We start from the raw sequence: 24,933 nt of genomic DNA, 5'->3' as shown, positions 1-24,933 counted from the left end.
TTACAGGCCTTTTTTGTTAGTACTCTGAGTGCTGAATGCCAGAGTCGAACTGGCGACCTTCTCTTTACGAGGGAGATGCTCTACCAACTGAGCTAATTCAGCGAACCAACCACATAACACTAGAATTATACCAAAACTAGCGCCAGTTGGCAAAAAATGCTAGGAGATGAACTCACGAATTTTAATCAACAAAAACTATATAGGTTATGGAGACTCCATTCTATTCATAATAGTGTGTTAGTTTTTCAGTTAATTTATTAGTTTATTTAAATTTAGTTTGCTTTACGATAACCGAAGTAGAATTGCAAAATGGCAATGACCACGTTGACCCAGTTAACAACTAAGAACCAAGTTGCTAATGTACCAGCTGGGTGACTTACACCATAGAATACCCAGAAGCCGACAATTACGGCAACTACATTAATCCATGCGAAAGTCTTTTGCAACTTTTGGTCATCAAGTTTGAACCACAGCCAAATACCATTGATTAACAGCCAAATAAGCAAAATCCAAAAATAGCATTAAACATAAACCTATATCTCCTTTCAATGTACGCATATATTATATTTTTCAACTAGGCTTATAAGCAATAGCCAATAAATATACAAACGTCAACTATTTGACGAAAAGAGATAAAGTGTCAATTATTTTGCTACTTCCAGTCTAAACAGAGACCTTGTTTGTGAAGTTCTTTTGGTAATTGATCACGATCAGTTTCGTGATTATTAAGCTTGTCACCAGTGATTTGCTTGGTAAAAGAATCGATTCTGCGGTTGGCATCCCGCAAATCGTAATAAGTAGTGACCACTTGGTCGTAGTCCTTAAGCTCCTTAACATTGAAATCTTTATTGTATTTGCCTTCAAAGCAAGTGAACTTGTATGGCAAACGTGGCTTCAATTGTGGCTTTTGATCAGGCACACCTACTTGCATCCCCAACACTGGAAAAGTCAACTCAGGCAAATCAAGCGTCTTAAGCAAATCCAACGGATGATCGTTAATCGTACCAAGTGGCACATAGCCTAAGCCCATACTTTCTACCGCATTAGCGACATTTTGAAAAGCAAGCAGCGTATCTTCCATCGCTTAGAAAAAGATATCAGTCGTGTGAACACGGCCGTCGTCTTTGTCAAGTTGCTTTCTAATTTGTTGGTTACGATACAAGTCAACGATAAAAATAAACAAATCGCCTTCTGCACCAACATATTTTTGGTTACATAATTTTTGAATTCTCTTCTTTTCTTCATGATCGGTAACGTGCAGTAAGCTAGCATTTTGCATAAACATGCTGGTTGGAGTTTGACCAAAGACAGAATACAAAGTTTCCAGTTGTTCTTTAGTCAAAGTTTGATCCTTAAATTTTCTAATAGAACGGTGATTTAATTGCGTGTCGATTGTTTCGTTATGTATCATTTTCATCCTTCTTACTAATAATCAGTAAGTTCATTATAACAAATAATATGGCTACTTTTCTTCAAATTCAATTCCGTAATCTGCTTGCTCTCCGTGCTCAGCTAAATCAAGCCCCATTAATTCATCTTCTTTTGATACTCTAATTGGAATAATCTTTTTAAGTAATAAAACGATTATCGTCGTCATGATCCCTACAAATATGATAGTAAATAAAGTTCCTAAAATCTGAGCTGTAATCAAATGCAACCCGCCACCATAAAGCAAGCCATTTTCAATTTGCGGGTTAACAATCTTAGTCGCAAATAATCCTGTCAAAATCGAACCTACAATTCCTGAAACGCCGTGACAGCCAAATACATCAAGTGGATCATCTAGCTTCAATTTTGGCTTAATCACATGAATGAAGCCGTAACTGGCTAGTGTACAAATAAAACCAATGGCAAAGGCTCCTGCCACAGTAACATAGCCAGCTGCTGGCGTAATACCGACTAATCCACACAAGGCACCCGTACAGAGGCCAATCATAGTAGTCTTTTCTTTAATAAACATATCCAAAAACATCCAAACCACAAATGACGTACCAGTTGCAACAGTTGTAGTTAAAAACGCTTGTGTAGCTACATCGCTTACAGTTAAGGCAGAACCAACGTTGAAGCCATACCAACCGATCCATAATATACTGGTTCCCATTAAAACCCATGGTAAGTTATAATGCTTAACCTCACCATTTGGATCAAAATCAATTCTTGGACCAACAAAAATTGATAAAAACAAGGCGGTAATACCGGCGGTAATATGAACTACAGTCCCACCTGCAAAATCAAGCATCCCCGTTTTGGCTAGAATTCCATCTGGTGTCCAAACCATATGAACCATTGGGTAATAAATCAAGATCGACCAAATTGCGACAAATGCAAGTAAAAATTTAAATTTCATTCTTCCGACCACCGCACCAACAAACAACGCCGGCGTAATAATCGAGAACATCATCTGAAACATTAAATAGGTCAAAATTGTGATGCCTGAATCCTTGGAATAAAGCGTCTTTAAATCAAAGCCGTTTAAAAAGACACTTTTACTCAAACCAAATATTCCACCAACATCCTTACCAAAAGCCAAGTTATAACCAAAAACAATAAACAAAACGATTGCGACACCTGTAATCATGAATACTGAAATCATCGTGTTCACAGCATTCTTCTTTGAAACCATGCCACCATAGAAAAAAGCAAGTCCAGGTGTCATAAAGAAAACTAAAACACTAGCGACAAAAACAAATAGAGTGTTCGTTTGATTAATCATCTTTTTCCTCCTCAAAGTGAAATGATTAGTCCTAATATTTAAAATTGGTATATACACTGTTTCATTGATGTTGCAGCATATATGCTTAATTAAAAAATATTGGTTTGATAAAATTTAATTCTCATTATACACTCATTTTTCTTCTTGTCATTAATTTTCTATAAAAAATAAAGGTGCATAGACGTATGTCCTCTATGCACCTTTGCATATATTTGCTTTTAATTATTTGTTTTCGTTTTCAAGATTGTTGATTGCAGTTTCAACCAATGCATATGCTTGTTGAGTTTGGTTCTTAGCTTGAACATATTCGTTCAAGTTGTCATCACCATTAGTAAGCACACGTGCAAATGAAATTTGTTCAGCCATCAAGAAGTTGAACAATGAATCCCACTTCTTGTCTTCAAACTTGATTTCCTTAGCAGAAATTCTAGGCATCATTTCCCGTGTGGTATTAAATGCCTTTTCCAAAATTTGTTCATCTACATCGGTTAATTCACGCACATTGTATGCTTGGTGGATTTGGTGAACCTTTAAAAGTTCTTTTAATAAAGTTCTTGCTTGTGCATCTTTTGAAACTGATTGATTAATTTTTAAAGCCATTTTTACCTACTCTTTTCTTTTTTATTAACAATTATACCAAATGGTCTTCGACCATTTGCTTAACGCAGCGTTTCATTTCTTTAATATCAAGAATACTGTAGGCAAATTCTTTTCTAAGTAGTTTCTTTGGCAAATATTGATCGTACTTGTCGATTCCTGGTACTTCGTTTGGATAAACCAGATCAAGCGGATCAAAGTCTTTATCAGCTTCTTCGCCTAAAATGCGCCAGAAGTCATGCTCATCAGCATCCATGGCAAAATACATGAAGTATGGTCTAGATGAATTAAAGCCACGGATATTTAACTTTTTACCGCACTTAATTCGAATTAATCGCTCTAGTGCCAAAAATGCATAAGTCCCAGTCCATGGAAAAAGACACCACATATTACCGCCCAGCTTGATCAAATTTTTCTTTGGCAGACCAGCTAAAGCAGCGGTGTCTCTAGCTTGCGTCAAGCGAGCTTTACCATTTTGCATCAAATATGGATACATCGTCTTTTCTGCAAGTACCTTTTTCATTCTCTGTAAAATTTTAGGTTGAATATCTCCAGGTACATCCCCAAAGTAGGCAGGAATTCTACCCTTTACTTCATGGCAATATACTTGATGACGCTTGATATCCACGTCTTCGACAACCCATACACGTCCAGCAATCGCAATCTTGTCTCCTACAGGAGGTGGCTTAACGATCGTACCTAATTCTTCGCTGCCAGCGTGAACACTGAATTCCTCGTTTTCTTGGAAAACTGCGTAAAATTTAAAGTTATTCACAACTCGTTCACCGGCAAGACCAACCATCAGACCACCATTTTCAGTCCACTCAATGTGACCTGTTTTAAGCAAGTGTTTGAGCAAAACGCGATAATCTTCTTGGCTCACGTTGTGAAAATATGACAGAGTTAACACCCGTGAAGCAAGCTCAGCTGGCGTCATTTCACCGCTTGAAGCCAGCGTACTCATCGTCTGATGATAGAGCAAACTATATGGCAAACGGTTAGGTTCAGGTGGCTCCACCCATTTTTCTTCCGCATACAGTTGTACCAAGGCAATCCCTTGAAGTAGCGGCCACGGAATCAGTTCTGGCAACATCGCTCTTGATTCAGGGTGTTCTTCGCGCATGACAAAGTGCATCTCTGGTGGATTACTGCGGCGCCCTGTCCGGCCCATTCTTTGTAAAAAGCCAGACACAGTAAATGGCGCGTCAATCTGAAAAACAGATTCTAGTTTGCCAATATCAATTCCAAGTTCCAGCGTAGCTGTTGCACAAGTCGTCATGTAGACATCATCATCTTTCATTGCGGCTTCTGCAGTTTCACGCAAGGCTGGAGACAAATTACCATGGTGAATAATGAAGCGGTCTGGCTCATGATTATAGGCACAATATGCTCTGAGCTCCTGACAAACAGCTTCACATTCTTCACGACTATTGGTAAAAACAAGACACTTTTTACCACGAGTATGCTCAAAAATATAGCCAATTCCTGGGTCAGCTAATTCTGGTGCCTTATCAGTTTTCGGTTCGATTTGGCTCGGATCAAAGTCCCTGGAACTTGCTTGTGGATCTGTTTTATAAAAATGTTCCATAGATAAATGCCAAATCTGTGGTTCATTTTGTACCCTTGGTGTAACAGTTTTTCTGTTTGAACCAGCACCCAAAAACTTGCTGGCATCTTCTAAATTACCAACAGTAGCCGAAAGGCCTATTCTCCGTGGATTTACATTAGCTAGTTTTGATAAACGCTCAATTAAACAAAATGTTTGTCCACCACGATCACTTCTAAGGAATGAATGAAGTTCATCAACCACAATATATTTTAGACCACCAAAAAGACGCGGAATATCCATGTGCTTATTGATCATAAAGCTTTCAAGCGATTCCGGCGTAATCTGCAAAATACCTGAAGGATGCTTGAGTAGCTTGCGCTTTTGTGTTTGAGCTACATCCCCATGCCAGCGCCAAACTGGAATATCCACATCTGTGCATAAGTCTGTCAGACGATCGTATTGATCGTTGATCAAAGCCTTAAGTGGCGCAATATACAGAACTTTTACTGAATCTTCTGGCTCATTATAAATTTCCGACAAGATCGGGAAAAAGGCTGCTTCAGTTTTGCCTGACGCGGTCGAAGCCGACAATAGCACATTATGATCGGTGTTAAAAATTTCTTCGGCCGCCGCAACCTGAATTGGTCTTACACTTTTCCAGCCATGTTCATAGATATAATCTTGAATAAATGGCGCATAATGTGAAAAAACGTCCATAGTTCATTTCCTTAAATCTTAAATTCGGTATAATCCTTTTCCGCATTATCCGAAACAGCCTCTGACTTGGTATAGCTGAATTGATTCGAGTTAAGCAGATCAGTGATCTTTCTATCAGGATTCTGCCAAACAATGTCGAGCAGCTCAATAAAGTCACGAATAATTTCACGTGGCGTGATATTGGTATCCGCTCCAACACGGGCATATTCAATCTTGATAAATTGAGCCAAATCATCATCAGTAATCGTACGCTCATAACCGTACAAATTGGCATGCATGTCAGCTAGTTTTTCAGTCAAAATCAACATTTCTTCAGCGGTTAATGGTTCAAGCTTAATTACTGGCGCATACATATCACGTGCTCCTTCTTGAGCGAATTTGCCTGAAGCAAGTCGACTGCGTAAAGCTTCGTATGAATAAACTCCGCGACGACGGTCTTCAACTGCTTGTGGCGTACCACACATAATAATGCCTAAGTACTTTGCTTTGCCCTGCAAGGTATCGTTGTACATAGTCAAAATCTTTTCATAGTTGTACTGACGGCTGATGGCATTTGGAACCTTGTAAATATTAACAAGTTCATCGATCATGATCATCAAACCAGCATAACCAGCTTGTCTAAAGAAGGTCGCAAATAGTTTCAAGTATTCGTACCAGTCGCTGTCAGAGATGATAATATCAACGCCTAGTTCTTTCTTAGCTTCGGTCTTGTGACTATATTCACCTCTAAACCACTTGATGACTTTGGCCTTAGTCTCATCATCACCACTCATATAAGCGTGGTAATACATGTTCAAAAGCTTGGCAAAGTCAAAACCATGGACCAATTCATTTAATGATGAAATGACGCCATAAATTTTCTGATCAACTGCTGCTTCAAACTTAGGATCATCACTAGAAATTCCTTCGCTAGCTACTTGAGTTTGAACCGAATTGATCCAGCGATCTAGGATTAACGTTAAAGCGCCGCCTTCTGGTCTAGTCTTTGTAGATAAATTCTGAATTAGTTCACGATATGTAGCAAGCCCCTGACCTTTGGAACCTTGCAGACGTCTTTCTGGAGAAAGGTCGCCATCAACTACAACGAAATTTCTATCCATGACATAGTTACGGATCGTTTGTAACAAAAAACTTTTACCGGAACCATAACGTCCAACGATAAAGCGGAAACTAGCACCGCCTTCTTGAATCACGTCGACATCGTGTAAAAGTGCTTCAATTTCAGCTTTACGTCCAACTGTGATATAAGGCAAACCAATTCGTGGCACTACCCCACCTTTGAGCGAATTCAATACGGTTTGGGCAATTCTCTTAGGTACTCTTCTTTTTTGCGGCATATTTTTATCCCTTCAAAAATATATCTTCTAAATCTTCTTTATAATCTTCAATAATTTGTGGTTGATTATCTTCATCAAATTCGATGACATTATCGCCAATTTCGTCAAACAGCTTTTCGTTGATGCTATCAGCCAGAATCGATACCATCAAATGATTTTTCTTAACGTAATCTTGCCACGGCTGATTTTTAATTAAAGAAATAAGCAAGAACATCTCATTTTTATCGAGACCATATTCATTATCTGTCTTAACTTCTGCTGGTTTCTCAATCTCTTTTTTCTGCTCTACTTGCTTTTGTTCTTCCTGCTCTAATTCTTTTTCTTCATCGGTTAACAGGCTATCGCGTGTTACCGAAGCATTAGCACGAATTTTATCCAAGTCAGAGAAATCAATCTTAATCTGATCAATCTTGGCTTTTTCTTGTTGTTCTTGATAAACAGCAATGCCAGCGTCAATCGCCTTTAACACCGCTTGATCGATAAAACGTGGCTTGATTGGACGCCCCAGCTTTAACTTCTCACGGGCAATGCGGTCCAATTCATGCAAAAAAGTATTTAAATTGGTCTTCTGCTTTTTCACCGGCTCATCAAAATGAATTTGCCAAGTGCCATTCATAAAGACATATTTTCTTGCGGCATCAACCATTTGGGTGGGAATTTTCTTTTCCCGATTATAAAAAACACTGCCTAAAAATACATCTTGCTGCTTAACCTGCGGCTTAGCCACAAAGGCGCTGTAATAAGCAATGCCAAACTTTTTAGCATCTAGCAATTCCCGCCACACGCATTTTAAAAGCTTGGTAAATTTAGCCTGATTCTGCTTAATCACCTTGGAAGTGTTCCAATATGATGATCTATTTGCAAAAACAGCGGCTAATTTCTCAGTCGAATAATCTTCGGGATGAAGCAAAATCAGATAGTCATGGTCTTCTTTAATTTCTTGGACAAAACAATTATCGATCTCGTCTTGTCCTAATTGGTAGTACAAAACATAGTCTTTTAGCCAATCATTCAGATAAGGTTCCATCGCCAAATCATACTTTTCCACATAGTTGTGCTTAAAATCAAGCAGCTTGTCATAGCCTTCTTGTGGATTCACGCCGACATTGTTCAGTAATTCATAAAGATATACAAACGCATACGACATACTCGTCTTCTGATAATCGCCCTTGCGCAATTTACTCCGCCAAGTAAAATAACTGCGCAACTGACCGATATTCATGTCGTGGTAGGTCGGATAAAAGCGTTTAAAGGCAAAATATTCTGCATAATTATCCTCATAGTCCGCCATAAAACGTGCTTGCACATAAAAATTCTTGGCTCTACCTTTTTGCGGCAAAAGACTGTAATCATACAGTTTGAGCATCTGTCTAATTTTATCCGGAATATCTGGATCGGCCTGCTTTTGCAAATTCTTGCGTGGCTTAATTGGCTGGGCTTTGTACTTTTCTTCCACATCATCAGGTGGAATATAAAAATATTGGTCCTGCACGACATTAACCTGCTTGCCGTTCATCGCTAGCTTAAAGGCATAATCGAGTGCCTTTTTGACTAAACTATCGTTGTTTCCTAAAACAGCACCTACCCAAGCTGCGTCTTTGATTCTAACTGAATCAGTAAAACCTGGTAAATCGCGGATGGTGCCTGAAAAGTCACCACATTTTAAGTCAAGGACAGCTCTTATTTCTTCGTTGATCTTGATACGCGAAAGCATGGCAAAATATCCGCTATCTACTGGCGACATGAGCACATAAGTCTCAGTCGAACCTGGAATAATTGGTTCAAACTTAAGGCCATATTTTGCATAGACGTATTTAAACAGCTGATTCGAATCCATTTTGCCTTCCTTTCTTGCGTACGTGTGTTCTAATTATAACATTTTTTAAACACGCAGTCTCCTAGTAAACTCGGGCATAAGTATAAGTTTCTGCTTTTCATAAAATCTATATTTTGACATTTGTGTGGTTATTAACAAACTTTTATGTTATCATAGGTGATGTAAATTAATGAAAGCGTTTTAATAAGCTTCCTAGAGAGGAAAAATCTTAATATGAGTACAAAAGAACGTTATTCTCAAGATGAACTTAGAAAAGCAAATCCTATGTTTAGCCGCACCCGTGCAACAATCGAAAGTGCATTTTATGGCAACAACGTACACGAAGTAACCAGTGTTGCTGAAGCTTACAATTTAGCTAAGAAACAATCAGGTGTTATCGTTACTGACTTACCAATCCTTCACACCAAGGAATTAGGCTTACCTTACGGCGCAACCCAATTGATTTACAACCATGGTAAGATCTTAGGTAGAACTGCTAGTGCACGTCACTTTGTTGACAATCCTAACGAAGATGCAGAAGCCTTAAACGGTAATTTACGTGAAGACATTTACAAAGGTCACGATCAAAAGTACTTAAAGGCTACTGTTTTGGTAGGTCTTGACCCATCATTCACTGTTAAGGCCCACATCATGATGCCAGAAGACCAAGCCTTCAACTTACTTTCATACATTTTGAACTTCCACTTCTTTGACGAAGAAGCTGAAAAGATGTACGCAAAGTCCAAGTTCTACAACGAACCAGACATCTACTTCTACTTCGATCCAAATGTTCAAGATGAAGATTACCCTAAGGGTTTAGGCGTATTTGACGCTCCTCATAACTGTGCCGCTGTATTTCACCTTCGTTACTTCGGTGAACTTAAGAAGGGTACCTTGACTTTAGCTTGGGCTATTGCTCACCGTCACGGCTACACTGCATGTCACGGTGGTGAAAAGTCATTCCACTTCAACGACAAAGACGACAAGACCTTCGCATTCTACGGCTTGTCAGGTTCAGGTAAGTCAACTTTAACTCACGAAATGTACGATGGTAAATACGACATCACTGTATTGCACGACGATGCATTCATCATTTCACGTGAAGATGGTTCATCAGTAGCTCTTGAGCCTTCATACTTCGACAAGACTCACGACTACCCAGCAGGTCACCACGAAACTAAGTACTACACCACTATTATGAACTGTGATGTAACTCTTGACGAAAACGGCAAGAAGGTTATCGTTACTGAAGACTTACGTAACAACAACGGTCGTGTTATCAAGACCCGTTACACTAGTCCTCACCGTGTAGACTTTGAAAAGTCACCAATTACTGCTTTGTTCTGGATCATGAAGGACGGTTCATTACCTCCAATCATCAAGATCGATGACCCAGTATTGGCAACTACTATGGGTTGTACTTTAGCAACCAAGAGAACTTCCGCTGAAAACTTGCCAAAGGGCTTCGATATGAACACTTTGGTTATCGAACCATTCGCAGACCCATTCCGTGCATACCCTGTATCAGGCGACTACACAGACTTCAAGGAATTGTTCACTAAGCGTGGCGCTAGTTGCTACAGCTTGAACACTGACGCATTCATGGGTAAGGATATTCCAAAGGAAGTTACTAAGAAGTTAATCGAAGACTTGGCTAACGGCAACATTAAGGATAGCGACTTCAAGCCATTCGGTAACTTCAAGGGTGTAAGCTACTTACCAATTGACGGTTACGAAGTTCACCTTGAAGACCCAGAATACCAAAAGACCTTGGCCAAGAGAATGCAAGATCGTTTGAACTGGCTCAACAAGTACGATGAAGAACACCCAGAAACTCCAATCCAAGATGAGGCTAAAAAGACTTTGGAAGCTATCATCAAAGAATTGAGCTAATTAGGAAATGTTTCATATAATTAAATAAGATTTCTTAATGACGAAAATACGAGAGCTTAATGCTCTCGTATTTTTTATTGCTTAATGTAATCTCGCGTGGCTCTTAGTACGTCCATCTTGCCATGTTCTGTTAGATACTTTTTAGCTTCTTTAAAAGTAACCCACTTGTCTGCTAAGATCTCTTCTTTTTGCTTAGCTACCTTTTGTCCTGCAACGTACTTGGCCAGATAATATGTAACAGTTTTAGCTTTCTTCTCTGTTAGCATATATTTTTCCTTACGCATAAAGTTGAAATCAAATTCTGCTTTAGGCCTACTTCTTCAAAGACTTCTCGTTTAGCAGCTTCTTTATGCGATTCATTGTCTTCCAGGTGTCCTTTAGGAAAGCCCCAGTTATGATTTACTACGCTTTGTACAATTAAATACTCTAACTTACCATCTTCGCGTTTTCTATAAATAACTGCGCCTGCAGAATGTTCCATCTTCATCTTTGTCACCCAACCTTTATAATTAAAACAATTATTAAATATTTATTAATGAAAGGCAAGAAATTAGGATCAAAAAAATGACCAAACCTAATTGACTTGGTCACCTTATGTGCAACGAAATTATTTAATTAATAGAATCTTTTAGTTACTTCTTCAAGTTCTTTTCGCAGTAATCCTTAACTTCATCATCTCTAGCTTTAAGGATCCATTCAACAGCTTTTTCAGTCTTCATGGTGTCATGGCCATTAGCTTCCATTTCGTGGTCCCAGATAGCGTCACGAATAGGCATGTGGCTGTCCTTTGCCCAATCAAAAACTTGGTCCATTTCACGATCTTTATCGTCCAAACCTTTTCTGGTGTAGTAGTCGCCGAAACAGTTATCAACTAACCACTTGTTAATAGTACCCTTCTTAGAGAATTCCTTCATTTGAGGTCCAAATAAGCGGATTTGAGTCTCTTCACCTTTTTCAAGACGATTTTATCCATGGTAGTGGTTGCTTGACCAGGAAGAGGCATTTCTACGCCACGTGCGGCTAATACGTCGTTAGTTGCTTTAAAGAATGGGAATACTCTGCCTAAACCTAAGTAGTCAACTGCTTGGTACAAAACTTCTTTAGCTTCTACTGGGCTAACACAGTTATCAAGGGCTACAGGAAGCATAACCTTGTATTCATCGATTCCTTGTATCCCCATCAGATATGCCAAAGTAGAAAGCATCTTAGTTCTGTCTGGCAAATCAACATCTGCTTGTACTTCATCAAAAGCAAAGTGATTAATTCTTTCTAAGGCTTCAGGATCTGTTTTTTCTAATAAGTTTGCATGTGCAGTTTGTACATCTTTTTTAATTGATATATTATCTTCCTCTCTAAAAAACGATTATCTTCATCTTCTATTTAAAACCGTTTTTGCATTAAAGAAAAATATTTAATTTTTATTCTTAGGAATAACTTGTACTTATACTAAAGCCGCACACTTGGTAAGACGCATTACATCACGGGCAATCATTAATTCCTCGTTAGTAGGAATTACCATAAATTGAATTGAAGAGTTTGGCTTAGTGATAAACTTTTGGCCATTGGCCTTATTAGCTTCGTAGTCAGGTTTTACGCCCATGTACTTAAAGGCATCCATAATTGCTTGACGCATGCCTACGTCGCCCTCACCAACGCCAGCAGTAAGCACGATACCATCGACACCGCCCATTTCAGCAATATATGCACCAATATAGCGGACAATCCGGTTAAGGAAGATCTTACGAGCAAGGACTGCACGTGGATTCTTGTTGTATTTCAAATCGCGCATATCTGGTGAAATGCCTGAAATGCCAAGTAAACCAGATTTTTTATTCAAAATATTGATCATCTTATCCATTGAAATGCCGGTCTCATGCATCAAATGTTGCAAAAGCGATGGATCGATGTCGCCTGAACGAGTACCCATGGTGATCCCAGAAAGTGGACTGAAGCCCATTGAGGTGTCATATGACTTACCATTCTTAACTGCAGTGATTGATGAGCCAGAACCTAAGTGGCAGGTAATCAATTTAAGTTCTTTCAGATCCTTCTTCATCATCTTAGCGGCTTCTAAAGTTACATAGTGGACAGATGTGCCATGAGCACCATATTTACGTGCACCGTATTCCTTGTAGTAGTCATAAGGAATTGAGTATAAATAATGAACAGGATCCAGCGTTTGATGGAAAGAAGTATCAAACACGGCAACCTGTGGCACCTTAGGCAAAACATGCATAAATGCTTCGATTCCGCGTGCTTCTGCTGGATTATGCAATGGTGCAAAATTAGACAAGTCCTTGATCTTTTGTAAAACCTTTTGATCAACTACAGTAGAGTCTTTAAAGATTTCGCCACCGCTCACTACACGGTGTCCTACGCCAACAATTTCGTTTAAGTCTTCAACAACGTGATATTTCTTTAAAGCTTTAAGCAGTAGACTTACTGCAGCTTCTTGATCAGGGACCTCAACATGTTCAATATGTTCATTGCCATCTTGCAAGGCAATCTTAAAGCTAGCCCCAGGTAAGCCGACACGATCAGACATACCGAATGCCACTACCTTTTCATCAGGCAAAGAGAATAATTTGAATTTAAATGATGAACTGCCTGAATTTATTGCCAGAATTTTCTTCATTAACAAAATCCCCCAATTTATTAGTTATATTCTTCACAAGTGCATTTTCATTTATTAGTATAGCTCTTTCATCCCCCATTTGAAATGCTTTTCCCTAATTTGTAATAAACTAAACTAGTCATAATTACCGATACACCAATATATTTGGATATTTATTACAATTAAAGCAGTCTATTTTTATAATTATTTAGTAAATATAAATTTATTACCTATTTTTTGAAATATTTAAAAATAATCGGCAAAATTGTTCAATTTGTAACAAATGACAATATAAAAAGAAGACAGAACTTAATCTGTCTTCTTTTCAACAATTAAATTATTTAACTATTCAACCGTTACACTCTTAGCTAAGTTACGAGGCTTATCAACATCTAAGCCCTTGTTCTTAGATGCGTAGTATGCAAGAAGTTGTGCTGGAATAATTGTCAACAATGGTGATAAGCAGTAATCAATATCAGGTAAGACTACATCGTCGCCTTCTTGAGCAAATTTCTTACCAGCAAAGACCATTACGTTCGCACCACGAGCTTCAACTTCGCGAATGTTACCACGAGTTAAATCAGCAGTAGCTGGATCATTGATTAAAGCAATAACTGGTGTATCCTTTTCAATTAAAGCAATTGTACCATGCTTCAATTCAGCAGCAGCAAAACCTTCAGTTTGAATGTAAGAAACTTCTTTTAATTTTAATGCACCTTCAAGTGCAACCGCATAATCGATACCACGGCCAATATAGAAAGCGTTACGAGTGTCAGCCAAGTATTTCTTAGCCAAGTCATCAATATGTTCCTTACCATCAACTAATTGTTGCATCCCTTCGGCTGCCAAAGCTAATTGGTGCTTCAAGTTAAAGTCCTTGGCTTCTTGAACGCCCTTCTTTTCACCAACGGCTTTAGCCAAGACAGCTTGAACAGCAATTTGAGCAGTGTAGGCCTTAGTTGAAGCAACTGCAATTTCTGGACCAGCCTCTAAAAGCATGGTGTAGGTTGCTTCTCTTGAAAGAGTTGAGCCTTCAACATTTGTCATGGTCAAACTTGGTAAATGACGTTCATTAACTTGCTTTAAAACTACTCTTGAGTCAGCAGTTTCACCGGATTGACTTAAGAAGATGAAGAATGGCTTCTTAGACAATTTAGGGAAATGGTAACCAAATTCAGATGCAAGACCAACTTCAACTGGAACATCAGAATACTTTTCAAATAATTGTTTACCTACTAAACCAGCATGGTAACTAGTTCCGGCAGCTAAAATATATATTCTGTCACTTTGAGCAACTGCATCAACAATCTTAGGATCAACCTTGGTACCATTATTCTCATCCAAATAATCTTGAGAAATGTGACGCATTACGCCAGGTTGTTCGTCAATTTCTTTTAACATGTAGAATTCATAGGCACCCTTTGAAGCGGCGTTTGGATCGATGTTCAAAACGTGAGGTTCACGGTCTACTTTCTTACCATCAACAGTTTCAATAGTGTATGAATCCTTAGTAATGTCACCAACGTCACCATCTTGTAAGTCAACGAAGGTCTTAGTTTGATCAAGAACTGAAATAGCGTCTGAAGCGATAATATTAAAGCCATCGCCAATACCAAGCATCATTGGTGATTTATTCTTAGCAATAAATACGTGATCTGGTTCAGTATTGTCAATCAATAAGAAGGCATATGAACCCTTAACCAGCTTTAGGGCTTCCTTGAATGCTGAAAAGCCATCTAAGTTCTTGTCACGAGCAATCTTTCCAACTAATTGAACAACAGCTTCAGTATCAGTATCTGAGTGGAATTTAACACCTTGTAAATATTTTTTCTTCAATTCAGCATAGTTTTCAATTACACCGTTATGAACTAAATAGAAGCGCTTGGTTTCGTCAAAGTGAGGGTGAGCATTGTCAACAGTTGGCTTACCGTGGGTTGCCCAACGAGTATGACCAATACCAACTAAACCTTGTTCATCTGGAGTCAACTTTTCTTTTAAGTTTGAAATACGGCCAACGGCCTTAGTTAAGTATTCATGACCATTTTGATCATTTAAGTAAATACCAGCTGAATCGTAGCCACGGTATTCCAAGTTAGTTAATCCATTTAAAATAATATCTCTTGCAGACTTACCTACAACTCCAACAATTCCACACATATTTTTCTCCTTTGGTCTAGTTCAATATTTGATAATGGACTAGTTTGTTTTTATTGCTACAATAGCAATAATAGTCTTTTTAGCTAAAGTGGTCAAGTAATTATTTGTGAAATTGGTATAATACCTCTTAACTAAAAAAAACAGTTATCAGAATTATCTTCTGATAACTGTTCTTTATAGTATTATTTTCTATTTGTTATCAACAATACCCTTGCCTTCATAGCAATCTTTCATTAATTGAACGATCTGGCTAATAAGCGGAGCTGATGGATTGGTTACAGTGTTCTGGTCACCGTATGCTTCAACAGCTAATTCGTCAACTTTCTTGTCGAATTCAGCCTTGTCAACACCGTAGCCCTTGTAAGCCATCTTGATGCCAACTGATTCAGCCAAGTCGATGATCTTTTGAACAAGCTTTTCAACTAATTCGTCATCGCTTGAACCAGTCAAACCGATTGCTCTAGCAATGTCGGCGTAGTCACTTTCAGCACGGTAAACTGAGTAGTGAGGCCACATAGCAAGTTTTTCAGGACGCTTTGAGTTGAAGCGGATAACTTGTGGTAAAGCAATTGCATCACTTACGCCACTTGGAATATCGAAGGTTGATCCAACGGTGTGAGCGATTGAGTGTTCAAGGCCAAGGAAGGCGTTTGAGTATGCCATACCTGCAATAGTTGCGGCATCATGCATCTGCTTTCTTGCGTCAAGGTCGCCATCGTATGACTTCTTCAAGTTAGCGAAGATAGTCTTGATAGCTTCAAGTGACCAACCACGAGTGAAGTCAGTAGCCATAGTTGAAACATAACTTTCAATTGCGTGGCCTAATGATTCAAAACCTGACCAAGCGATCAAACGCTTTGGTAAAGTTTGTACGAATTGGTCATCAACGATTGAAACATCTGGAGTTAAAGCATAGTCACAAAGAGTGTGCTTAATACCAGTCTTAGCATCGCTAATGATAGCAATTGGTGAAACTTCTGAACCAGTACCTGAAGTAGTTGGGATACATACAAGTTGAACGCCGTTAATCTTTGGAAAGCGAACTACTCTTTTTCTGATGTCCAAAAACTTTTGGTAAGCTTCCTCAAAACTCATTTCTGGGTTTTCGTAGAACAAACGCATTGCCTTAGCAGCGTCCATTACTGAACCACCACCGATAGCAATCACAACGTCTGGCTTGAAGATGTTCATTCTGTGAACACCGTCTTTAATTACGTCAGTGTTAGGATCAAGAGTTACAGCCTTGAATACTTCGTATTCCTTTTGGCCACGGCGCTTTGAAATGATGTCAGTAATTTCATCAGCAAAGCTTGATCAGCAACACCTTCATCAGTAACGATGAAGAAACGATTTACGTTTGGCATGTGACGTAAGTAGTTAGCTGCGTTGTGTTCGAAGTAGGTCTTAGAAGGAACCTTTACCCATTGCATGTTGTCGCGACGCATAGCAACTGTTTTGATGTTAAGCAAGTCCTTAGCACCAATGTTGTGTGAGAAGGTGTTGGCACCGTAAGAACCAGTACCTAAAGTAAGTGATGGTAACATGTTGTTGTAAAGGTCACCGATACCACCGAGGGCAGCTGGTGAGTTAACCAAGATACGGCAAGCATCCATCTTCATTGCGAATTCATCAATGATCTTCTTGTCGCTTGAATGAAGACCAGCGGTGTGACCACGACCACCGTAATCAAGAAGTTCAGAACAAATTCTGAAGGCATCATCATGGTTCTTAGCACGGTACAAAGTAAATACTGGTGAAAGCTTTTCAGCTGAAAGTGGGAACTTTCTACCAACACCGTTGTATTCAGCAACGATTACCTTGGTGTTCTTTGGTACATCAACACCACAAAGCTTAGCAATTTCGTAAGCTGATTTACCAGCTACAGGACCTGCAACAGTACCACGTCTTGGATCGATGAAGTGTTCTTCGAACTTCTTAATTTCTTCTTTGTTTAAGAAGTAGCAGTTCCACTTCTTGAATTCATCAACAACCTTGTCGTAAATCTCGTCGTCTACAACAACTGAGTTTTCTGAAGCACAAACCATACCATTGTCGAAGGTCTTTGATAAAACGATGTCATAAACAGCACGGTCGATGTTAGCTGACTTTTCAATGTAAGATGGACCGTTACCAGGGCCAACACCGATAGCAGGTTTACCTGATGAGTAAGCAGCCTTAACCATGCCAGGACCACCAGTTGCCAAAATAGTTTGAACACCTGGGTTGTTCATCAAATCAGTGGTTGCATCCAAACTTGGTTCTTCAATCCATTGAATTGCGTCTTTTGGAGCACCTGCAGCAACAGCAGCAGCTTGAATAATCTTACCAGTTTCTACACAACTCTTTTGAGCTTGTGGGTGGAAACCGAAGATGATAGTGTTTCTTGTCTTTAAAGCAAGCATAGCTTTGAAGATAACAGTTGAAGTTGGGTTAGTTACTGGAGTAACACCAGCGATAACACCCTTAGGCTCAGCAATTTTGGTTAAACCTAATTCTTTATCTTCGTCAATAACACCAACAGTTTTTTCGTGACGTAAACTGTTCCAAATGTTTTCACTAGCGTACATGTTCTTGGTAGTCTTGTCTTCTACCACACCACGCTTGGTTTCTTCAACAGCCATCTTTGCTAATGGGTAAGCATTTTGTTCACCTGCAGTAGCAACTGCTTCACAGATCTTATCAACTTGTTCTTGTGTGAAGTTGGCCATTTCATCTAAAGCGACATGTGATTTCTTTACTAAATTGTCTACCATGTCGTAGATTTGCTTTTTCTTTTGTTCCTCTGTAAGAGTCTCTTTTTGTTGTGTCTTAGCCATATTTTCTTACCTCTAAGATCTACTAATTCTTGTGAACTAATTTACAATTTCAACTATAGCACAATAACTTTAAAAGTAAATGCATGAAATCCGTACATTTTCTAGTGAGCAAGGTATTTAATGGCCCTAGGTTTCAGCTATAACTTAAATGAAAACGCTTGCTATATTGCTTGTTTGTGAATTAGCAAACTTATTAAAAAGCATCAGTTTTTTATATTTTCTAAAAATTGTCTACTTTATCTGGTGCAGTTTCGCTACAATGATAAAATATTAAGTATATATGAAAAAACTGAAAACATGGGGGACTTATATGAATGATAAAAAATCGCAAACCGATTCCGGTTATAAGCGAACCCTAAGCAACGCACACATACAGCTGATTGCTTTAGGCGGGACAATCGGAACCGGACTTTTCCTAGGTGTTGGTGATAGTATTCACCGCGCTGGCCCTAGTGTCATTTTAATCTACATCATTGTTGGTATTTTTCTCTTTTTATTGATGCGGGCGCTAGGCGAGCTGATCATGTCCGACTTGCACAAACACACTTACATTGATTTTATTGAACAATATCTTGGTAAAAACATCGGCTTTATTACTGGGTACTTGTACTGGATCAGTTGGATTACGTTAGGCATGGCGGAAACAACCGCCTTAGGAATCTATTTCAAATATTGGTTTCCAACACTGAAACCCTGGATTCCCGGAATCATCACAATCGCCGTTTTATTAATCATCAATTTAATCTCGGCACGAGTTTTCGGTAACCTTGAATTTAGTTTTGCTATTATCAAAATCGTCACGATCGTGGTTTTCGTTTTATTGATTATTTACTTGCTGGTCACAGGCGGCAAGACCTCATTTGGATCGGTTGCCTTTGTAAACTTAGAAGATCACGGCGGATTCTTTGCAAGAGGCACAAAAGGATTCTGGCAAGGCTTCCAAATGGTTATCTTCAGTTTCATCGGTGTTGAATTGATCGGTTTAACTGCTGCGGAAGCACAAAATCCAGAAACCACTTTAAAGCGTGCGGTCAACCAATTGCCAGTTCGAATTATTTTATTCTATGTCATGGCAATTTTAGGAATTTTGTTAGTAATTCCTTGGTCAAAAGTAGCAACTAACTCCAGTCCATTTGTTCAAGCACTTGGAGCTACGGGAATTAGAAATGCGAGTTTAATCATTAACTTCGTTGTAATTTCTGCGGCGGTTTCATCTACCAATAGTTTTTTATACAGTGCGGGACGACTTTTGTTCTCCGTTACTTTCCACGGCAAAGGCAAGTGGAATCAAACTTTTGGTCACCTATCTAGACGGCAGTTGCCACAAAATGCTTTAATTTTGTCAGCATTATTTATGGCCTGCGCACCACTGATTACCTTGATTATCGGCGATCAAGCCTTTAACTTTATTTCATCTACTTCAACAAGTATGTTCTTAATCATTTGGTGCTTAATGGTTTTAACTCACATTGCTTACAGAAGAAAAACACCTGAAAATGAACTAAGCGATTTTAAGATGCCTGGCTTTCCTTATGTTGATTATTTGATTTTATTATTCTTTGTTTTAATGATCATCTTACTTTTAATCTTGCCAAGCTACCGCATCCCAATGATTTCAGCTATCGTTACCTTCCTCATCTTGTACTTAATCTCTAAACTCTGGAGTGACAAAAAAGAAGCTTAAAAAAAGACGCGACAATGTTGCGTTTTTTTATTCGTCTATTTTTTTGATAATTTTTGCAGGTACGCCAGCAATTACTGTGTTTCTCGGCACATCCTTAGTAACCACTGCTCCAGCAGCTATTACAGCATTTTCACCCACAATTACGCCTGGACAAATAGTAGCTCTAGCACAATCCAGGCATTTTTCTTAATAAGTACTGGCTTTAATTCAAACTCTTTTCTTTGTTTAGGTTTTAAACCGTGGTTAACGGAAAGAAGATATGCACCCGGTCCAATTAAAACATCGTCCTCAATGGTAATTCCGCCTAAGTCAACCATCATCACATTCGAGTTGATAAAGACACACTCACCTATTTTGATGTTGTGGCCGTAATCCGTGTAAAATGGAAATCTAATTTCTGTACTCTTGGGGATTTTTTGTCCTGTGATTTCACTGATTAATTGCCGCGCTTCACATTCATAATGACGCTGCGTGTTCAAGTTCTGTAACAAGCGCTGATTTTGTTCGAAAATTTCTTGAATAAGTTCTTTATCTTGGGTCTTCATAATCTGCTACTCCTTTTCTTGCTCATTTTTAGTTTAAAAGTTAAAGTAAGTAATGTAAAAAACTTATTAAGTATCACGTATAATAACTTTTATTTATGGTGAAAATATGGAATTAAGAGTTTTAAATTATTTCGTTGCCACAGCGCAAGAGTTAAACATGACGAAAGCGGCACAGAAATTATTAGTTTCTCAGCCTGCTTTATCACGCCAGATTGCGGATTTGGAAGACGAATTAGGGGTCAAGTTATTCAACCGCCAACCACGCCATTTAACTCTGACACCTTCAGGACAATATTTATTAGAGCAAGCAAAAGAAATTTTAGCTTTAACTGCCAAAACTAAGAGCAACCTGCAATCATCAGCTGTAATCAGTGGTGATTTAACTATTGCTGCCGGCGAAAGTGTTGGTATGCAAAGACTGATGAATATCGTCAGCAACATTATCCAAGACTACCCGACAGTTAAAATTCATATTTTAAGTGGTGATTATGAATTCGCTGAGAAGAAATTAAACATCGGCACAGTTGATTTTGCGGCTATCATTGGTGACGTTAACCTTTCCAACTATGCTTCCATTCAGCTGCCAGAACGAGACGTATGGGGCGTATTAATGACCAAGGATGATCCTCTAGCTAAAAAGAAGACAATTACTCCAGCTGATCTGGTTGACAGAACCGTCTTAAATTCTCAACAGGCTGACACGATGCACTATTTCGATAATTGGCTTGGCAATTACAAAGACGACGTCAATTTCATCGGAACGGTCAACCTAAGCTTTAACGGAACTTTACTAGTTAAAAACAATGCGGCTGTGATGTTAACACTAGATAAAATTGCTAATACTTCTAGCGAATCGGGTTTAACATTTAGGCCAATATCGCCAGCTTTAAGTGAACCAATCACGGTTATCTGGAAACATGAGACTAACTTATCACCCGTTGCCGAATTATTCTTAAATAGATTGCAAGCTTCTATTGCTGATGACTAAAAAAATCCCAAGGCCATTCGACCTTGGGATTTTTAGTTTGCTTTATTTTTTCTTACGAGTAAAACGTTGCTTAATTTGTTGCCACATACTTAATGCTTTACGCATATGGTCAGCAGGTACGTATTTTCTTATTGCACGCAATACCTTTTTAGGATCACGCGCAGCGAAGATAAATTTACCATTAGATTTAGTTCTAATTTCAAAACGTGGAATATAACGTCCATTAAAATGAACATCCGCAACTACATAAGTTACTTCTTTCCATGGAATTTGAACATAATCTTCAACATTTCGCTCATTATAAAATTCAAAAGCTTTATCGCCGATCATAATTTTTCCATAGGATGCAATACCTCTAAACCAGGTACCATCAACGGTTAGATCGACTCTTGTGTTAATTGATTTAGCCATTTTTTATTAAAGAATGCCCCATACGTGGAATAGAACACCGATAACGAAGATACCGATGATGATCCAGATTGGTGAAACCTTCTTCTTCAATAACCACATACAGAAGAATGTCAAAAGAAGACCAGCTAAACCTGGAATCAATGAGTCCAAGTTGTCTTGCAAAGTAGTAACTTTGGTACTGCTCAAAGACTTACCATTACCCATGTTCCATTGAGTAAGAACTTCTCTAATACCTTTGGCACCTGCTGGAATCTTATCCCATTCAATGTAACCACCCTTTTGGATAGGGGTTTGAGAAACAATTGGAGTAAACTTGATGTTTACCCAACGTTCAATCAAGGCACCCAAGACGAACATACCCATCATTGAAGCACCACGGGTAACTTTTTGAAGCATACCACCTGACATGTCGTTAGTGATAGCTGAACCAGCCTTGTAACCAAATTCTTGTGTGTACCATAAGAAGGCAATTCTGATTACGTTCCAGATAACGAAGAACAAGATAGGTCCCATGATGTTACCTGAAATGGCCATTGATGCACCTAAGGCACCAACAATTGGACGAACAGTGTACCAGAATACAGGGTCACCAACACCGGCCAAAGGTCCCATCATACCAACCTTAACACCTTGGATAGCGTCGTCAGTAACAGGAGCACCGTTAGCTTTATCTTCTTCCAAAGCCAAGGTAACACCAAGAACTGGTGAAGCTAAGTATGGGTGAGTGTTAAAGAATACTAAGTGTCTTTGTAAAGCGGCAGACAAATCTTTCTTGTCTGGGTATAACTTTCTCAATGCTGGAATCATTGAGTATGCGTAACCACCGTTCTGCATTCTTTCGTAGTTCCATGAACCTTGAAGGAATTGTGAGTGCCACATAACGTTAAAACGGTCACGTTTGGTTAATTTAATTTTCTTATCAGCCATTATTTAAATCCTCCTCTATGCGTTCATTTTAATAATCATCAATGATATCGCCGAGTGGATCGCCGGTACCGGCATCGCCAGAGTTGTTTGAACCTGAGCCGTTGCCACCCTTAGCTTCAAGAGCTAAGTACATCAAAGCCATTGAAAGACCGATAGCACCAAGGGCGATCAAAGTTAAGTCCTTGATAGCAGCTAAAGCGAAACCAATTGCGAAGAATGGCCATACTTCTTTACTTGCCATCATGTTGATAACCATAGCGTAACCTACAGCAACAACCATACCACCACCGATGGTCATACCAGCTGATAACCATTGAGCATCATTGCAAGCCAACCTCTAACAGTGCTTGCTGGGATAGCCAAAAGTAATGCAGCTGGGATAGCAATTCTCAAACCTTGCAAACATACAGCAATCCATTGCCATAGGTTGATCATACGCCAGTTACCCTTCTTAGCTTGTGCGTCCATGATGTGAACGATAGCAGTTGAGATAGTACGTACGATCATAGTTAAGAACAAACCAGCAACAGCCAAAGGAATAGCGATACCAGTAGCAGTACCGATACCAGCAGTACCTTGACCACCTTCAACCAAGATAATAGCTGAAGCTACTGAAGCCAAAGCGGCATCTGGTGCAACAGCGGCACCAATGTTTGCCCAACCTAAGGCGATCATTTGTAATTGACCACCCAAAATAACACCTAAGTCCAGGTGACCGGTAACTAAACCGATCAAAGTACATGCAACTAATGGTTGGTGGAATTGCCATTCATCCAAGATACCTTCCATACCTGCAAGAAAGGCAACAACCACTACCAAAATCATTTGTATAGCGTTCATTTATTTACTCCTAATTAATTATTTCTTTTGTTCGTCAAGTAAGTTTTGAGCCTTCTTCAAGATAGCATCCATGTTACCTGGAGCATCTGAAGGAACCTTTCTAACATCAAACTTAACGCCCATCTTTTCAAGTTCACGGAAAGTATCAACGTCTTCTTGGTTCATTGACAATACGTTGTTGGCGTTAACGTCGCCTTCCTTGTATGACATTGAACCAACGTTGATATCCTTAAGATTAATACCGCCCTTGATAGCTCTTAAAACATCTTCTGGATTTTCAAACAAAAGAAGTGCGTGTGTGTTACCAAATCTTGGATCCTTTGCGATTTCTTCCATCTTCTTAAGTGGAACAGTGTGAGCCTTAACACCTGCTGGTGCAGCTTCACGAATCATACTCTTACGCAAATCGTCCTTAGCAACACTGTCTGAAACAACAATTACTCGATCTGGTTTCATTGCTGGAATCCAACCAGTAGCAACCTGACCGTGAAGTAAACGTGAGTCAATTCTTGCCAAAACGTACTTAATATGACCGTCACCGATTACAGTACCTTCTGGGATTGACTTTGCGCCGCTTTTAGCTGAACCCTTGTCAGCAGCTGCTGCAGGAGCAGCGGTCTTTGGCATTAAGTCAGATGGCTTAGTCTTGATACCATCCTTAGCAGGTTCAACAACCTTTGTTGCGATTTGACGTGCAGTAGCATTAGCATCCATCATACGTTCAGTTAATGCTTGAACAACCATTGGTAAATTCATACCAGCTACAATTGCCCACTTGTCATGCTTTTCAACAAGTCCGTTAGCTTGGTTAAATGGAGTACCGCCCCATAGGTCAACCAAGAACAAAACTTCATCTTGGCTATCAAATGAAGCAATTGCTTTTTCCATCTTGCCACGAATGTCATCTGGGCCTTCGTCAGGCTTTAAGATAACATGAGCAAAATTATTTTGTTCGCCGAAAAGCATTTGCGCAGATTGTGCAATACCATCAGCGAAGCCACCATGGCTGGCTAAAACAATTCCTACCATGTAATTTCCTCCTCTAGATCAAAAAATGAATCCGCTTTTATTATACGATAAATTATGTCTTTAACAAAGTATTTTTTGAAAATAATTTCATAAAGTGATGGTTTGTTCCACACATTAGCAAAACCCTTGTGTCCCAAGACTTTTTTAATTAATTGGTCCAAAGAAAAAACACGTACTTAAGTGGCTTTTGAGTACGTGTTTTTTTGTTTTTTCTACATATTAAAATAGGTGTTTGTTTATTATCTAACATATCCAACTAATGAAATTTATACTAAAAAAGTTTAAAGAAAAAGAGTAGAT

The 24,933-nt window shown here is 39.0% G+C and carries 15 protein-coding genes, 1 tRNA gene and 6 pseudogenes; 3 read left to right on the top strand and 19 right to left on the bottom strand.

Going from position 1 to position 24,933, the window contains the following annotated elements; translation table 11 throughout:
- Window positions 1-29: 29 nt before the first annotated feature.
- From JCM1039_RS08055 to JCM1039_RS08020, 8 genes and pseudogenes are all read right to left on the bottom strand, one after another.
- A tRNA-Thr gene (locus JCM1039_RS08055) sits at window positions 30-102 on the bottom strand.
- A 170-nt stretch (window positions 103-272) separates the two neighbouring features.
- Window positions 273-509, bottom strand: coding sequence for a hypothetical protein (locus tag JCM1039_RS08050; RefSeq protein ID WP_034533166.1), 237 nt, complete (start codon window positions 507-509; stop codon window positions 273-275).
- Between the two features lie 143 nt (window positions 510-652).
- A pseudogene (locus JCM1039_RS11280) lies at window positions 653-1,411 on the bottom strand (NADPH-dependent oxidoreductase).
- Between the two features lie 51 nt (window positions 1,412-1,462).
- On the bottom strand, window positions 1,463-2,713 hold the full coding sequence (locus JCM1039_RS08040; protein WP_025015361.1) for an ammonium transporter: 1,251 nt from the start codon (window positions 2,711-2,713) through the stop codon (window positions 1,463-1,465).
- A gap of 222 nt (window positions 2,714-2,935) precedes the next feature.
- Complete coding sequence (locus JCM1039_RS08035) at window positions 2,936-3,313, bottom strand: hypothetical protein (protein ID WP_025015360.1); 378 nt, start codon at window positions 3,311-3,313, stop codon at window positions 2,936-2,938.
- Window positions 3,314-3,344: 31 nt separating this feature from the next.
- On the bottom strand, window positions 3,345-5,576 hold the full coding sequence (locus tag JCM1039_RS08030; protein ID WP_025015359.1) for a DEAD/DEAH box helicase: 2,232 nt from the start codon (window positions 5,574-5,576) through the stop codon (window positions 3,345-3,347).
- A gap of 11 nt (window positions 5,577-5,587) precedes the next feature.
- Window positions 5,588-6,913 (bottom strand): ATP-binding protein, encoded by a 1,326-nt coding sequence (locus JCM1039_RS08025; protein WP_025015358.1) that lies wholly within the window; start codon window positions 6,911-6,913, stop codon window positions 5,588-5,590.
- Window positions 6,914-6,917: 4 nt separating this feature from the next.
- Window positions 6,918-8,750, bottom strand: coding sequence for a TerB N- and C- terminal domain-containing protein (locus JCM1039_RS08020; protein ID WP_025015357.1), 1,833 nt, complete (start codon window positions 8,748-8,750; stop codon window positions 6,918-6,920).
- A gap of 213 nt (window positions 8,751-8,963) precedes the next feature.
- Here JCM1039_RS08020 and JCM1039_RS08015 point away from each other — a divergent pair, with 213 nt between their 5' ends.
- Window positions 8,964-10,622 (top strand): phosphoenolpyruvate carboxykinase (ATP), encoded by a 1,659-nt coding sequence (locus JCM1039_RS08015; protein ID WP_025015356.1) that lies wholly within the window; start codon window positions 8,964-8,966, stop codon window positions 10,620-10,622.
- A 74-nt stretch (window positions 10,623-10,696) separates the two neighbouring features.
- Here JCM1039_RS08015 and JCM1039_RS11275 read toward each other — a convergent pair.
- From JCM1039_RS11275 to adhE, 6 genes and pseudogenes are all read right to left on the bottom strand, one after another.
- Window positions 10,697-11,109, bottom strand: a pseudogene (locus tag JCM1039_RS11275) (bis(5'-nucleosyl)-tetraphosphatase).
- 145 nt (window positions 11,110-11,254) lie between these two features.
- On the bottom strand, window positions 11,255-11,455 hold the full coding sequence (locus JCM1039_RS12330; RefSeq protein WP_034533171.1) for a P8 family protein: 201 nt from the start codon (window positions 11,453-11,455) through the stop codon (window positions 11,255-11,257).
- Window positions 11,432-11,961: pseudogene (locus JCM1039_RS12450) on the bottom strand (carboxymuconolactone decarboxylase family protein); the annotation flags it as partial. The pseudogene JCM1039_RS12450 and the gene JCM1039_RS12330, both read right to left, overlap by 24 nt.
- Before the next feature lie 102 nt (window positions 11,962-12,063).
- On the bottom strand, window positions 12,064-13,257 hold the full coding sequence (locus JCM1039_RS07995; RefSeq protein WP_025015354.1) for an acetate/propionate family kinase: 1,194 nt from the start codon (window positions 13,255-13,257) through the stop codon (window positions 12,064-12,066).
- A gap of 324 nt (window positions 13,258-13,581) precedes the next feature.
- Entirely contained in the window at window positions 13,582-15,393 is a 1,812-nt protein-coding gene (gene glmS, locus JCM1039_RS07990) for a glutamine--fructose-6-phosphate transaminase (isomerizing) (protein WP_025015353.1), read from the bottom strand.
- Between the two features lie 189 nt (window positions 15,394-15,582).
- Window positions 15,583-18,209, bottom strand: a pseudogene (gene adhE / locus JCM1039_RS11260) (bifunctional acetaldehyde-CoA/alcohol dehydrogenase).
- A gap of 310 nt (window positions 18,210-18,519) precedes the next feature.
- On the opposite strand from adhE, the gene JCM1039_RS07980 reads away from it, so the two are divergent.
- Window positions 18,520-19,893 (top strand): amino acid permease, encoded by a 1,374-nt coding sequence (locus JCM1039_RS07980; protein ID WP_025015352.1) that lies wholly within the window; start codon window positions 18,520-18,522, stop codon window positions 19,891-19,893.
- 27 nt (window positions 19,894-19,920) lie between these two features.
- Here the strand turns inward: JCM1039_RS07980 and JCM1039_RS11255 are convergent.
- A pseudogene (locus tag JCM1039_RS11255) lies at window positions 19,921-20,438 on the bottom strand (DapH/DapD/GlmU-related protein).
- 106 nt (window positions 20,439-20,544) lie between these two features.
- Here JCM1039_RS11255 and JCM1039_RS07970 point away from each other — a divergent pair.
- The gene (locus JCM1039_RS07970) at window positions 20,545-21,426 is read left to right on the top strand and encodes a LysR family transcriptional regulator (protein WP_025015351.1); all 882 of its coding nucleotides are present in this window, start codon (window positions 20,545-20,547) and stop codon (window positions 21,424-21,426) included.
- A gap of 42 nt (window positions 21,427-21,468) precedes the next feature.
- On the opposite strand, the gene JCM1039_RS07965 is transcribed toward JCM1039_RS07970, so the two are convergent.
- The 4 genes and pseudogenes from JCM1039_RS07965 to JCM1039_RS07950 all read right to left on the bottom strand — a co-directional run bounded on the left by JCM1039_RS07965 (window position 21,469) and on the right by JCM1039_RS07950 (window position 24,633).
- Entirely contained in the window at window positions 21,469-21,837 is a 369-nt protein-coding gene (locus JCM1039_RS07965; protein ID WP_025006440.1) for a DUF956 family protein, read from the bottom strand.
- A 6-nt stretch (window positions 21,838-21,843) separates the two neighbouring features.
- On the bottom strand, window positions 21,844-22,764 hold the full coding sequence (locus JCM1039_RS07960; RefSeq protein WP_025015350.1) for a PTS system mannose/fructose/sorbose family transporter subunit IID: 921 nt from the start codon (window positions 22,762-22,764) through the stop codon (window positions 21,844-21,846).
- Window positions 22,765-22,792: 28 nt separating this feature from the next.
- A pseudogene (locus JCM1039_RS11250) lies at window positions 22,793-23,604 on the bottom strand (PTS mannose/fructose/sorbose transporter subunit IIC).
- Between the two features lie 18 nt (window positions 23,605-23,622).
- On the bottom strand, window positions 23,623-24,633 hold the full coding sequence (locus JCM1039_RS07950; protein WP_025015349.1) for a mannose/fructose/sorbose PTS transporter subunit IIA: 1,011 nt from the start codon (window positions 24,631-24,633) through the stop codon (window positions 23,623-23,625).
- Between the last annotated feature and the right edge of the window lie 300 nt (window positions 24,634-24,933).

The sequence above is a fragment of the Lactobacillus kitasatonis DSM 16761 = JCM 1039 genome (assembly GCF_000615285.1).
In the GTDB taxonomy this organism is placed as follows: Bacteria; Bacillota; Bacilli; order Lactobacillales; family Lactobacillaceae; genus Lactobacillus; species Lactobacillus kitasatonis.
Note: the sequence above shows the minus strand (reverse complement) of the source record. Positions and strands in the feature narration are given on the sequence as shown.